The organism is Bradyrhizobium sp. USDA 4353 (assembly GCF_054063215.1).
Genome location: NZ_JBSSGB010000001.1, coordinates 4365313 through 4377566 on the forward strand (window position 1 = coordinate 4365313; position 12254 = coordinate 4377566).

Annotated in this window: 10 protein-coding genes; 4 read left to right on the forward strand and 6 right to left on the reverse strand. The window is 65.8% G+C overall.

Annotated features, from left to right (window positions below; genetic code table 11):
* The first annotated feature begins 2 nt into the window (after positions 1-2).
* Both ACVILH_RS19560 and ACVILH_RS19565 read left to right on the forward strand, forming a co-directional pair.
* Complete coding sequence (locus ACVILH_RS19560; RefSeq protein ID WP_456714352.1) at positions 3-1454, forward strand: serine/threonine protein kinase; 1452 nt, start codon at positions 3-5, stop codon at positions 1452-1454.
* Positions 1455-1999: 545 nt separating this feature from the next.
* Positions 2000-3331: a dicarboxylate/amino acid:cation symporter gene (locus tag ACVILH_RS19565; RefSeq protein WP_456714353.1), complete on the forward strand. Its 1332-nt coding sequence runs from the start codon at positions 2000-2002 to the stop codon at positions 3329-3331.
* 151 nt (positions 3332-3482) lie between these two features.
* Here the strand turns inward: ACVILH_RS19565 and ACVILH_RS19570 are convergent, their stop codons facing one another.
* Genes ACVILH_RS19570 through rpe form a run of 3 tightly spaced genes read right to left on the reverse strand, consistent with a single transcriptional unit; the run spans position 3483 to position 5561 of the window.
* Positions 3483-4313, reverse strand: a complete 831-nt coding sequence (locus ACVILH_RS19570; protein ID WP_456714354.1) for a bifunctional allantoicase/(S)-ureidoglycine aminohydrolase — start codon at positions 4311-4313, stop codon at positions 3483-3485.
* A 45-nt stretch (positions 4314-4358) separates the two neighbouring features.
* Entirely contained in the window at positions 4359-4844 is a 486-nt protein-coding gene (locus ACVILH_RS19575) for an ureidoglycolate lyase (RefSeq protein ID WP_456714355.1), read from the reverse strand.
* Between the two features lie 15 nt (positions 4845-4859).
* Positions 4860-5561 (reverse strand): ribulose-phosphate 3-epimerase, encoded by a 702-nt coding sequence (rpe, locus tag ACVILH_RS19580; protein ID WP_456714356.1) that lies wholly within the window; start codon positions 5559-5561, stop codon positions 4860-4862.
* A 226-nt stretch (positions 5562-5787) separates the two neighbouring features.
* Between rpe and ACVILH_RS19585 the strand changes: the two genes are divergently transcribed.
* Entirely contained in the window at positions 5788-6540 is a 753-nt protein-coding gene (locus ACVILH_RS19585; protein WP_456714357.1) for an EF-hand domain-containing protein, read from the forward strand.
* Positions 6541-6545: 5 nt separating this feature from the next.
* Here the strand turns inward: ACVILH_RS19585 and ACVILH_RS19590 are convergent, their stop codons facing one another.
* Positions 6546-7544: a P1 family peptidase gene (locus ACVILH_RS19590; RefSeq protein WP_456714358.1), complete on the reverse strand. Its 999-nt coding sequence runs from the start codon at positions 7542-7544 to the stop codon at positions 6546-6548.
* Between the two features lie 57 nt (positions 7545-7601).
* Positions 7602-10376 (reverse strand): PAS domain S-box protein, encoded by a 2775-nt coding sequence (locus ACVILH_RS19595; RefSeq protein WP_456714359.1) that lies wholly within the window; start codon positions 10374-10376, stop codon positions 7602-7604.
* Between the two features lie 239 nt (positions 10377-10615).
* Here ACVILH_RS19595 and ACVILH_RS19600 point away from each other — a divergent pair, with 239 nt between their 5' ends.
* Complete coding sequence (locus tag ACVILH_RS19600) at positions 10616-11011, forward strand: response regulator (RefSeq protein WP_456717027.1); 396 nt, start codon at positions 10616-10618, stop codon at positions 11009-11011.
* A 94-nt stretch (positions 11012-11105) separates the two neighbouring features.
* Here the strand turns inward: ACVILH_RS19600 and ACVILH_RS19605 are convergent, their stop codons facing one another.
* Complete coding sequence (locus tag ACVILH_RS19605) at positions 11106-12224, reverse strand: branched-chain amino acid ABC transporter substrate-binding protein (protein ID WP_456714360.1); 1119 nt, start codon at positions 12222-12224, stop codon at positions 11106-11108.
* Positions 12225-12254 lie beyond the last annotated feature (30 nt).

A 12254-nucleotide genomic window follows, 5' to 3' on the forward strand; every position in this document is an offset into this window, starting at 1 on the left:
CCATGCCGAGAACTCAGCTCAAGCCGGGCGTCGTGATCGACGGCTTCACGGTTGGCGAGTGCGTGCATTCCGGCGGTATGGCGACGTTGTGGAGCGTCACGCGGCCGGACATCGATCGTCCCATCTTGATGAAGGTGCCGCGCGTCTCCGAGGGCGAGGACCCCGCGGCGATCGTCAGCTTCGAGATGGAGCAGATGATCCTGCCGAAGCTCTCCGGCCCGCACGTGCCGGCATGCTTCGGGACCGGCGATTTCGCGACGCAAGCCTATGTGGTGATCGAGCTGATCCCGGGCGAGACGCTGTACAAGCGTTTGCCCGAGCTGCCGCTGGCTTACGAGGAGGCGCGGGGGCTGGTGGCGAAGATCGCGACCGCGCTCGCGGATTTGCACCGGCAGCACGTCATTCATCACGACATCAAGCCGTCGAGCATCATGTTCCGCCCCTCGGGGGAGGCGGTGCTGATCGATTACGGCCTGTCCTGCCACAAGCATCTGCCGGACCTGCTGCAGGAGGAATTCCGCCTGCCTTACGGCACCGCGCCCTACATGGCGCCGGAGCGCATGATGGGCACCCGCAGCGATCCGCGCAGCGACATCTTTTCGCTCGGCGTGCTCCTGTATTTCTTCACCACCGGCGTGCGGCCGTTCGGCGAGACCGAGACTTTGCGCGGCATGCGCCGGCGTCTATGGCGCGATCCCTATCCGCCGCGGCAGCTCAAGCCGGACTATCCGCCGTGGCTGCAGGAGATCGTGCTGCGCTGCCTGGAGATCGAGCCGGTCTGGCGCTATCCGACCGCGGCGCAGCTCGCCTTCGATCTCGGCAATCCCGACCAGGTCAAGCTGACGGCGCGGGCAGAGAAGGTGAAGCGCGATCCGATCACCACGGTGTGGCGGCGCCGCTTCAATCGCGGCTTGGTGCAGCCGGAAACCAAGCCGTCGGACGTCGCGGTGCAGATCGCCACCAGCCCGATCGTGGCGGTCGCGATCGACACCTCGGAGGGCGGCGAGGAGCTCAACGGCGCGCTGCGCGTCACCGCCGAGCGCATTCTCGCGACCTTGCCGTCGGCACGGCTCGCCTGCGTCAACGTGCTCAAGCTCGGCCGCCTGACCATCGACCGCACCCTGGACGAGGCCGGCAACAACAAGCACATCGACCGCATGGTCGCGCTGAAGCACTGGGCGACGCCGCTCAAGCTCGATGGCAGCCGGCTGACGGTGCACGTGCTCGAAGCCGTCGATCCGGCGGCAGCGCTCATCGAGTTCGCCGAGGTCAACCAGGTCGACCACATCATCATCGGCGCCCGCCGCGACTCCGTGCTGCGCAGCTTGCTGGGGAGCGTGTCGGCCAAGGTGGCGGCGGAGGCGGGCTGCACGGTGACGGTCGTGCGCACGCGCGCCGCCGCGCGCGAGGTCGATGACGAGGAAGATGAGGTGGCGGCGAAGGTCATGGGTTGAGGGAGCGTTATCGTGGTCGCCGATCTCGGAGCCCGGATGAGCGAAGCGATATCCGGGTTCTCACGCGAGTTTGCGCTGATCCCGCATATCGCTGCGCTCATGCGGGCTACGAGCCTACTGTTAGTTGGACCCGAGCAGCCGTCACAAAGTCGGTGCGCTCCCTCTCCCCGTTCTTACGGGGAGAGGGTTGGGGTGAGGGGCCGCGGCACGGGTGGTCTCGGCAGGGGCAAACGCGCGGGGAGCGTATGTGGCGAGACCTGTACCCCCTCACCCGGATTGCATCTTCGATGCAATCCGACCTCTCCCCGCAAGCGGGGCGAGGTGCACTCAGCGAGCCGCCCGATGCTCGCCCATCACTGCCTCTTGAGGTGCAATCCATGGGGCACGACAACTCATTCCTTCACCTTTCAACCATGACCGTCGACGCGCCATCTACCGCCTCAAATTCGGGCGCAGCTGCGATTGCCTTTCAAAATCGCTCCCGGCACAGTGACATTGTGACGCGCGCGGGGCGCGCAGGTTTTGTTTGACCAGGGGGACATTCAATGGCGGCGACGGATGTGAGCATGGCGGGGACGGCGTCGCCCAAGGGAAGCCTGTTCGGCTCCCTGTTCTTTCAGGTGGTGGCCGCGCTCATCCTCGGCATCCTGATCGGCGTGCTGGCGCCGGAGACCGCCCAGGGCCTCAAATTCTTCAGCGATGCCTTCCTGCGCCTGATCGCGATGGTTGTGGCGCCGATCGTGTTCTGCGTCGTCGTGCACGGCATCGCCAGCGCCGGCGACCTCAAGAAGGTCGGCCGGGTCGGTGTCAAGTCGCTGGTCTATTTCGAGGGCATGACCACGGTCGCGCTGGCCTTCGGCCTCGTGCTGGCGTTGATCTTCGGACCGGGCCACGGGATGGACATCGACGTGTCCAAGCTCGATGCCAAGCAGCTCTCGAGCTTCGCCGACAACGCTCACAAGCTGCAGGGCGGCGGCTTCGGCGGGTTCATCCTCAACATCATCCCGCCGACCGCGTTCGACGCCTTCGCCCGCAACGACGTGCTGCAGGTGCTGTTCTTCGCTGTCATCTTCGGCGTCAGCCTGGCGCTGGTTGGCGAGCCCGGCAAGCCGGTCGTGAACCTGATCGACTCCATTGCCAAGGTGCTGTTCAAGGCGATGGGCCTGATCGTGCGCGTGGCGCCGCTCGGCGTGCTCGGCGCCATCGGCTTCACCGTCGGCAAATATGGCGTCGGCTCGCTCAAGCAGCTGCTCGCGCTGGTCGTGCTGTTCTACGTCTCGGTGGCGCTGTTCGTCGTCGTCGCGCTCGGCCTCGTGATGCGGCTCGCAGGGCTCAGCCTGTTCAAGTTCCTGCGCTACCTGAAGGAGGAGCTGCTGATCGTGCTAGCGACGGCCTCGTCCGACTCCGTGCTGCCGCAGATCATGCGCAAACTCGAGGCGATGGGCGTCAAGCAGGAGGTCGTGGGCCTGGTGATCCCGACCGGGTACTCGTTCAACCTCGATGCGTTCTCGATCTATCTGACTCTCGCGGTCGTGTTCATCGCGCAGGCGACCAACACGCCGCTGTCGGTCAGCGATCTCTTGCTGGTGCTCGGCGTGTCGCTGGTGACGTCCAAGGGTGCGCATGGCGTGCCCGGCTCGGCCATCGTCATCCTCGCGGCGACGCTCGGCGCGGTGCCGGCGATCCCCGCGATCGGCCTGGTGTTGGTGCTGTCGGTCGACTGGTTCGTCGGCATCGCCCGCGCGGTCGGCAATCTCATCGGCAACTGCGTCGCCACCGTCGTCGTGGCCGCCTGGGAGAACGACCTCGACCACGCCAAGGCCAAGGCGGTGCTGGATCGCGGCACCGCGGAGGAGGTGGAGTATCAGGGAGCGTGATTGCGACACCCGTCATTGCGAGCGGAGCGAAGCAATCCAGAGTTCCGCTCAGGACTCTCGATTGCTTCGTCGCAGAGCCTGTCATCGGGCCGCGCTGTGCGCGGACCCGTTGGCTCCTCGCAATGACGGAGCGACAAGTCGCTCGGTCACCTCACCGGAACGGCCGCAGCTTCATGTGCCGGTTCGAGTCCTTGTAGAGCAGATAGCGGAAGCGGCCGGGGCCGCCGGCGTAGCAGGCCTGCGGGCAGAAGGCGCGCAGCCACATGAAGTCGCCGGCCTCCACCTCGACCCAGTCGCGGTTGAGCTTGTAGACCGCCTTGCCCTCGAGCACGTAGAGCCCGTGCTCCATCACATGCGTCTCCAGGAACGGGATCACCGCGCCGGGCTCGAAGGTGACGATGTTGACGTGCATGTCGTGGCGGACGTCGAGCGGATCGACGAAGCGAGTCGTCGCCCAACGCCCTTCGGTCCCGGGCATTCCGACGGGCGCGATCGCGGCCTCGTTGGTGACGAACGGCTCCGGCGCGGCGATGCCGGGGACGGCCTCATAGGCCTTGCGGATCCAGTGGAAGGTCGCGGGCGCCGCTCTGTCGTTCGTCAGCGTCCATTTGCAGGAGGGCGGCAGGAAGGCGTAGCCGCCCTTGCCCATGCGATGCATGGTGCCGGCGATGGTCAGCGCGATCTCGCCACCGACCACGAACAGCACGCCTTCGGCCTCCGGGTCCGGCTCGGGCTGGGTGCTGCCGCCACCGGGCGAGACCTCGACGATGTATTGCGAGAAGGTCTCCGAGAAGCCGGAGAGGGGACGCGCGATCACCCAGGTCCGGGTCTTGTCCCAGAACGGCAACGGCGAGGTGACGATGTCGCGCATCACGCCCTTGGGGATGACCGCATAGGCTTCGGTGAACACGGCGCGGCCGGTGAGCAGGTCGGTCTGCGGCGGGTGGCCGCCCTGCGGCACGAAGTAGTTCGGCTTGTCCATCGTCGTCTCTCCTGCGCGCCGATCAGAAATCCCACGCGCCATCATTCAAGGGATGCTCAGAAACAGCGGCTGGTCGAGCCACAGCTCCTCGAGATTGTCGGGGCTCATGCGATCGACCACCATGAAGCGCGAGGCCTCGTCGAACACCAGCAGGGGATGGTGCCAGACGTTGCGGGCGTAGTTCACGCCCTGGCGGCCGCTCGCGGTGAAAGCCCGGTAGCTCGCGGCATCGCGCGGGTCGCCGCACACCAGCACCAGCCACGGGCGGTCCTGCAGCGGCATGAACAGCTGGGTGCCGAGCGGATGCCGCTCCATCAGCTTGACCTCGATCGGCCGTGGCCGTGGCTTGGCCTCGAACAGGCTGACATTCACGGGGATGCCGCCCGAGGTCACGTCGACGGTGGCGAGCCCGTTGCAGCGCCAGGCAAAGCCCTGGTTGATCTCGATCGGGGCGGCGCCGTCAGTCTCGACGACATCACCGAAGGCGGCAAACGCGGCCTTGGTCAGCGGCTGCGGTGTAAGCGTCTGCATGAGCCGTTGATCGCCTCAGATCGCCTCGCCGCGCGCGGACGCCGCGGCGTCGCGGATCGCGGCGATGTTGCCGCGATAGGCTTCCGTGGTGCCGCCCTTGAACACGGCCGAGCCCGCGACGAAGGCGTTGGCGCCGGCAGCGGCGAGCGCGCCGGCATTGTCGCGGCCGACGCCGCCGTCGACCTCGATATCGATCGGGCGGCCCGCAGTCATCGCGCGCAGATCCTGGATCTTGCCGATCGCCGAGGAGATGAATGCCTGGCCGCCGAAGCCGGGGTTGACCGACATGATCAACACGAGATCGACGAGGTCGAGCACATATTCGATGACGTTGAGCGGCGTCGAAGGATTGAGCGACACGCCGGCCTTCTTGCCGAGCGCGCGGATCGCCTGCAGCGAGCGATGCAGATGCGGGCCGGCCTCGGCATGCACCGTGATGTGGTCGCAGCCGGCCTTGGCGAAGGCTTCGAGATAGGGATCGCACGGCGTGATCATCAGATGCGCGTCGAAGATCTTGGTGGTGTGCGGACGCAGCGCCTTGATGACATCCGGGCCATACGAGATGTTCGGGACGAAATGGCCGTCCATCACGTCGAGATGGATCCAGTCGGCGCCGGCAGCATCGACGGCGCGAACCTCCTCGCCGAGCTTGGAGAAATCCGAGGCCAGGATGGACGGCGCAATGACGAGCGGACGCGGCGTGAAGGACTGGGTCATGGGCATCTGTTCCAGGGCGATCGGGGATGTCGCCGTATCATGCAGGCGCGGGTCCGGCAACGCGAGCGGGAAAAATCTGCCGGGTGCGGCACGATGTGCCGGGTTCTGACGTCGGTAACATCGCGAAATATCCGGACATATCAGCGGTTTGGCGCTGGCATGCGGATTGCGAGAGCCACGGGGAGATGTTCTGCCGCCTCGCGGGCGGTCTTGCGGGAGTTTCGCCATGTGGTTTGCACTGGGGGCCGCCTCGTCGGTCCTGGACAGCCTGCAGTCGCTCGGCTCGACGAAGTCGGGCTCTGGCAAGTCGGGCGGCGGTCTGTTCAGCCTGGACAGCAAGGGAACGGGCAGCTCCGCCAATTTCAGCCCGTGGTCGAGCTCGGGCAGCGGCAGCTCGGGGCAGATCGCGCCGGAGACGATGAACGCGCTGCTGGCCGCGCAAAGTCAGTCGAGCACGTCTTCAACCGCATCGGCCAATCCGCTGCAGGATCTGTTCTCGCAGATCGACGGCGATGGCGACGGCCAGATCAGCAAGTCCGAGTTCGAGAACGCGCTCGGCGCGGGCGGCACCAACCTCAAGAACGCCGACAAGGTGTTCGGCAAGCTCGATGCGAACAACGACGGCAATGTCAGCCTCAACGAGCTCTCCTCGGCACTGCAGGGCGCCAAGGGCCGACGGGGCCATCATCATCAGCAGGCGGGTGCGGGCCAGTCCGGCAGCTCGGGCAACGCGTCCAGCGCGGGCGCCGATGCGCTGATGCAGGCGCTGTCGGGCGCATCGAGCTCCTCGTCCACCAACAGCGATGGCTCGACGACGACCACCATCACCTACGCCGACGGCTCCAAGATGACGCTGATCACGCCGGCCGCCAGCGCGGCCTCCAATGCCGCGACCGCGTCCTACAACATGATCGAGAAGCTGATGCAGCACCAACCCAAGCTACCGTCAGCCGCCTCCACGACCGCGATGAGCGTGTAAGACGCTCAGCCGGCGAAGCGGTCCTGCCAGGAGGGCAGGGCGCCGGCGAACGGCAGCCGCTTCGCATGATAGACGCCGCGCGCGATCGCGCGCGCCAGCACATTAGCCGCGATCATGCCGAGCTCGCTCAGCTCGACCAGCGGCTCGACCGGCTTGGCGCAGGTCGCTGCCGCGAACACGATGTCACCGTCGAGCGGCAGGTGCACCGGATAGATCGCGCGCGCCATGCCGGTCTGCGCGATCATCGCCAGCCGCTTCGCCTGCGCCTTGGTCAGGATGGCGTCGGTCACGACCAGCGTGATCGTCGTGTTCTCGGAGGCCGACGGGGCAGGGCCGCCCTTGAGGCGCATCGCCAGCATGTCCGGCGTGAAGCTCGCGGGCAGGCCGCGGCCGCCGAACTCACCGTCGACCTCGTAAGGCGCCGCCCAGAACCACGGACCGTCGCCGACGGTGACGCTGCCGACCGCATTCACCACTGCGATCGCCGCGACCTTGATGCCGCGGCTGGTCGTGGCCGATGCCGAGCCGAGCCCGCCCTGCAGATTGGCCGTGGTGGCGCCGAGCCCGGCGCCCACGCTCCCGAGTGCAAACGTCGTGTCGGCCGCGGCTGCCGCGGCATAGCCGAGCTCGCGATAGGGCGCGTAGCGGCCCCACTGCTTGTTGCCGCCGTTGAGCAGATCGAACATGATCGCGCCGGGCACGATCGGGACGAGCGCGTCGCGCACGGCGAAGCCGCGGCCTTGCTCGGCCAGCCAGGCTTGAATGCCGCTGGCGGCCTCCAGCCCGAACGCCGAGCCGCCGGACAGCGCGATGGCGTCGACGCGCTCCACCGTGTTGACCGGATCGAGCAGCGCATCCTCGCGCACGCCAGGCCCGCCGCCGCGGATGTCGATCGCGGCCACTGTCGGCTGATCGAACAGGATCGCGGTCACGCCGGAGGCGAGCGCGGCATCATCGGCATGGCCGACGCGCACGCCGGGGATGTCGGTCAAGAGATTCTGCACGGTCTGCCTCGGCTGCAGATAATGATGGCCGAGGGATACCCCAGCGGCTTCCCGCGCTCAACGATCCAGCGCGATGCGGATCATGCGGGCGAGCTCGGGCTTGCGGTAGGGCTTTGCAAGCAGCAGCACGCCGGCATCGAGGCGGCCATGATGCACGATCGCATTCTCGGTGTAGCCGGAGGTGAACAGCGTCCGCAGCGACGGCCGTCGTGCCCGCGCGGCGTCGGCGAGCTGGCGGCCGTTCATGGCGCCGGGCATGATGACGTCGGTGAACAGCAGGTCGATCTCTGGATGCTGCTCCAGCACGTCGAGCGCCTCGGCGGCGTTCGCCGCGGCAAGGGTCGTGTAGCCGAGGCTCGCCACCTGGGTCATGACATGCTGGCGCACCATCGGGTCGTCCTCGACGATCAGGATCGTCTCGTTGCCGCCACTGGTGTCGGACGCATGCTGCTCGGCGGCTCCGCGCGGCGCCGAGGCCGAGCGCGGCAGATAGAGCTTGATCGAGGTGCCGTGCCCGACCTCGCTGTAGATCTTGATGTGGCCGCCGGACTGCTTGACGAAGCCGAACACCATGCTGAGACCGAGACCCGTGCCCTTGCCGACGCCCTTGGTCGAGAAGAACGGATCGAACACCTTGTCGAGATAGGCGGGAGGAATGCCGCAGCCGGTGTCGCTCACCGCGATCATGACGTAGTCGCCGACCACCACCTCGGTGTTGGCCTCGGCATAGTCCTGATCGAGCGTGACGTTCGCCGTCTCCAGCGTCAGCTTGCCGCCTTGCGGCATGGCATCGCGCGCATTGAGCGCGAGGTTGACGATCCCTGTGGCGAGCTGGTTCGGATCGGCCAGCGCCGTGCATGGATCGGTGCTGAGGATGCGCTCGATCTCGATCTGCTCGCCGAGCGTCGGGCGCAGCAGCGCGGCGGTCTCGTTCATCAGCGCATTGACGTCGAGATCGACCGGCTGCAGCGGCTGCTTGCGGGCAAAGGCGAGCAGCTGCCGCGTGAGATGTGCGCCGCGGTCGGCGGAATCATCGATCAGCTTGGCCACGGATGCGAGCTCCGGCCGCTCGGCAACCGCGTCGGCGAGAATGGAGATGCTGCCGGTGATGACGGTGAGGATGTTGTTGAAGTCGTGGGCGACGCCCCCGGTGAGCTGACCGACCGCCTCCATCTTTTGCGCCTGGCGGAACTGCGCCTCGGCTGCGCGTTTCTCGGTGAGGTCACGGCCGACGAAGAAATGGCGTTGCACCGGATCCGACCAGTTCGCCATCCAGTTCAGCACGACGCCGCGGCCTTCCTTGTGCAGGAGCTGCGCTTCGAAATTGTGGACGTCGCGGCCGCGACGACAGTCGCGCATCTGGCTGCGGACCGCCTCGAGCTCCGGCGGATAGACGAAATCGCTGGCGTTGCGGCCGACCATTTCCTCCGGCAGGTAACCGAGGATGGCGCGCGCGCTCGGGCTGACCTGCATCAGATTGCCGCGGGAATCGGCGACGAGGATCAGGTCCTGCGAGGTCTCGAAGATGCGCCGCCGCTCCTCGGTTTCCCGGGTCAGAGCGTTGCGGGTGCGCTTGCTCTCGGAGATGTCGCGCGCGACCTTCGAGGCACCGATGACCGCGCCGCGCGCATCGAGGATCGGCGAGACGCTGAGCGACACCTCGATCTCGTGGCCATCCTTGTGCCGGCGCATCGTCTCGTGATGCTCGATCTTCTCGCCGGCGCCCATCTTGTCGAGGATGCGATCGACCTCGAAGCGTCGCTCGGCAGGAACGATCAGGCCGATGTCGTTGCCCAGCGCTTCGTCGGCGGGATAGCCGAACAGCTGCTCGGCGGCCCGGTTCCACGAGGTGATCTTGCCGTGGAGGGTCAGCGTGATCACCGCGTCGTTGGAGGATTCGATGACCGCGCTGAACAGCCGCTCACGCGCGATGAAGCGCGCCCGGTCGCTTTCGTTCTGCCGGCGCTGCTGTTGCAGGAGACGCGACAACCGCCACTGCAGACCCACATTGTCGGCGAGCAGCACCCCGAGCACGAAGCTTGCCGCGAACAGGCCGTAGATGCGGCCGGCATAGTAGCCGAAATCGAAGCGGGTGGCGTTGAGCAGCGAGGACAGCGAGAGATCGAACAGCCATGCGCACAGCACCACCATGACCCAGAGATCGAGAATGCTGTGCGGCCGCTGCCACGCCAGCGTGATGAGGGCGACGGCGGTCACGCACCAGATGGCGCCGACCGTAACCTTCAACGCCGTCGTTGCCGTGTTGTCGCGAATGAGGGCGGGCAGGATTTCGTCATGGGCGACCACCGTCCAGCTCAGCGCGCTCAGCACGATCGCGACACTCACGAGCGCAAGCGACAGCCACCCTGGAACCGAGACCGCATTGACCGTCCGACTGCCTTTGTCCAGCGCATAACCGAGCACCAGCAACGGGAACCCGCCGTGCCAGATCATGTAGATCCAGACCGCGCTTTGCGAGCCCGCGCCGAGCAGGCCGGTGGGTGCGTAGAGGCCGGGGAACACCAGCGTGTGCAGCAAGGCGGCGGGGGCCGTGAACAGATAGCCTGAGGCAAGCCAGAGCAGCGCGCGCGAACGCAGCAGGACGAATTGAGAGAACAGCAGGAACGCGGTGATGAGATCGTTCAGCGCCAGCGCGGACTGATAGCTCGCGACAAAGGCGGGCGCGGCCGGCAGCTGCACCTTGGCAAACGGAGCGGCGGCGGCAAAGAGTGCTGCGGAGACGGCAACCGCGACCAATGCTGCGAATTGGTCCCGGCGTGTAGCGGTGGACGTCGATAGAAGAACTTCGCTTGGATCTTCGATGCTTTGCATCTCCACAAGTTCCTGCGCACCTTGGCGTCAACGCGTTCGATGAAGCATTGATGCGACTGGTGCGTGAGAAATGTATCTACTCAAATTTTGGTTGTATGGTACCAATTTGATACGTTCGGTAGAATGAGTCGTGATTTGCAGTAACTGCACCTTTACCGCATCCGGGATAAATATACCCGTAGTTGTACATGATTTCTTTTTATGTTGTAGGCTGTCCAACAAAATTTCTGGAGATTTTGATGCCACGGATTCTTGTGGTGGATGATCAGAAGGACGTGCGGGCCATGATCAGCATGGTGCTGCGCGTCAATCAGTTCGAGGTGGTCGAGGCGGGAACCGCAGCGGCCGGCTTACAATTGTTCCGCGACCAGGCCTTCGATGCCGCGATCGTCGACATCTACCTCGACGATTGCAACGGCCTCGATCTGGTCGGCGAGATGCGCAGGCTGGTTCCCGATATGCCGGTCGTGGCCGTGTCGGGCATGAGCGCCTTCGATGGCGCGGCGATGTCGGAGGAGCTGACGCGCGTGGTCTACCTGCAGAAGCCGTTCCGTCCGGGTGAATTGATGCACGCCGTCGAGACGGCCCGAACTGCGGTCAAGGAGGCGCGCCCGCTCTCGGTTTGCGCCGGGTGATCGTTCAGATCCAGCTTGCGCCATTCCATCAGCAGAACGCCCCGGCCATCGACCGGGGCGTTTGCGTTTCTGATGAGGAGATCAGCGGTGCTGATCAGGAGCCCTTGCCGCCGAGCTCGGCGTATCCGCCCTTGGCGTCCCACTTGTAGACGACGTAGTCGATCTGCTTGATGTCGCCCTTGGCGTCGAAGCCGAGCTTGCCGAGAACGGTGTCCCACTCGCCGGCCTTGATGGTGTCCATCACCTTCTTGGCGTCGGTGGTGTTGGCCTTCTTCACGGCCTGCGACCAGACCTGGATCGCGGCGTAGGTATAGAGCGTGTAGCCCTCGGGATCGATGTTCTTCGCCTTGAACTTGTCGACGATCGCCTTCGCGGTCGGCTTGTTGCGCGGCTCGGGGCCGAAGGTGAAGAGGGTGCCCTCCGCGGCCGGACCGGTGATCGAGGCGAATTCCTTGTCGTTCATCGCGTCGCCCGCCATCAGCACGGTCTTGAGGCCCTGGTCGCGCATCTGACGCAGGATCAGGCCGGCTTCCTGATGATAGCCGCCGACATAAACGAGGTCGATGTTCTCACGCTTCAGCCGCGAGACGATCGCGTTGAAGTCCTTGTCGCCCTTGTTGTACGACTCGAACATCTTTTCGGTGATGCCGGCCTTGTTCAGCGCCTTCTTGGTCTCGTCGGCGAGACCCTTGCCGTAGGTGGTCTTGTCGTTGAGGATCGCGATGTTCTTGCCCTTGAAGTTCTTCGCGATGTAGTTGGCGGCAACGAGGCCCTGCTGATCGTCGCGGCCGCAGACGCGCGCGACGTTCCACAGCTTGCGCTCGGTGAACAGCGGGTTGGTCGAGGCCGGGGTGATCTGCAACACGTTGCTGTCTGCGTAGGCTTCGGAGGCCGGGATCGACGACGACGAGCAGAAATGACCGGCGACGAAGGGGATGCCGGAGCCGGCGAGCTTCTCGGCGACCGAGCGGGCCTGCTTCGGATCGCAGGCATCGTCACCTACCTGCAGCGCGAGCTTCTTGCCGAGCACGCCGCCTGCGGCATTGAGGTCGGCAATCGCCATCTCGGCGCCGTTCTGCATCTGCCGGCCGAAGGCTGACTCGCCGCCGGTCATCGGGCCGGCCACGGCGATGGTGATGTCGTCGGCAAAGGCCGCGGTCGAGAGCGCAAGCGTGGCGCCCACGGCCAGACCAATCAGTTTGAGTGGTTTCATGAGAAATCCTCACAAGGGGTAGGTCGACAT

Bases quoted from the DNA above. Each gene is read 5' to 3' on its own strand.
- ACVILH_RS19560 (WP_456714352.1), top strand. From the start codon at position 3: ATGCCGAGAACTCAGCTCAAGCCGGGCGTCGTGATCGACGGCTTCACG.
- ACVILH_RS19565 (WP_456714353.1), top strand. From the start codon at position 2,000: ATGGCGGCGACGGATGTGAGCATGGCGGGGACGGCGTCGCCCAAGGGA.
- ACVILH_RS19570 (WP_456714354.1), bottom strand. From the start codon at position 4,313: ATGGACAAGCCGAACTACTTCGTGCCGCAGGGCGGCCACCCGCCGCAG.
- ACVILH_RS19575 (WP_456714355.1), bottom strand. From the start codon at position 4,844: ATGCAGACGCTTACACCGCAGCCGCTGACCAAGGCCGCGTTTGCCGCC.
- rpe (WP_456714356.1), bottom strand. From the start codon at position 5,561: ATGACCCAGTCCTTCACGCCGCGTCCGCTCGTCATTGCGCCGTCCATC.
- ACVILH_RS19585 (WP_456714357.1), top strand. From the start codon at position 5,788: ATGTGGTTTGCACTGGGGGCCGCCTCGTCGGTCCTGGACAGCCTGCAG.
- ACVILH_RS19595 (WP_456714359.1), bottom strand. From the start codon at position 10,376: ATGCAAAGCATCGAAGATCCAAGCGAAGTTCTTCTATCGACGTCCACC.
- ACVILH_RS19600 (WP_456717027.1), top strand. From the start codon at position 10,616: ATGCCACGGATTCTTGTGGTGGATGATCAGAAGGACGTGCGGGCCATG.
- ACVILH_RS19605 (WP_456714360.1), bottom strand. From the start codon at position 12,224: ATGAAACCACTCAAACTGATTGGTCTGGCCGTGGGCGCCACGCTTGCG.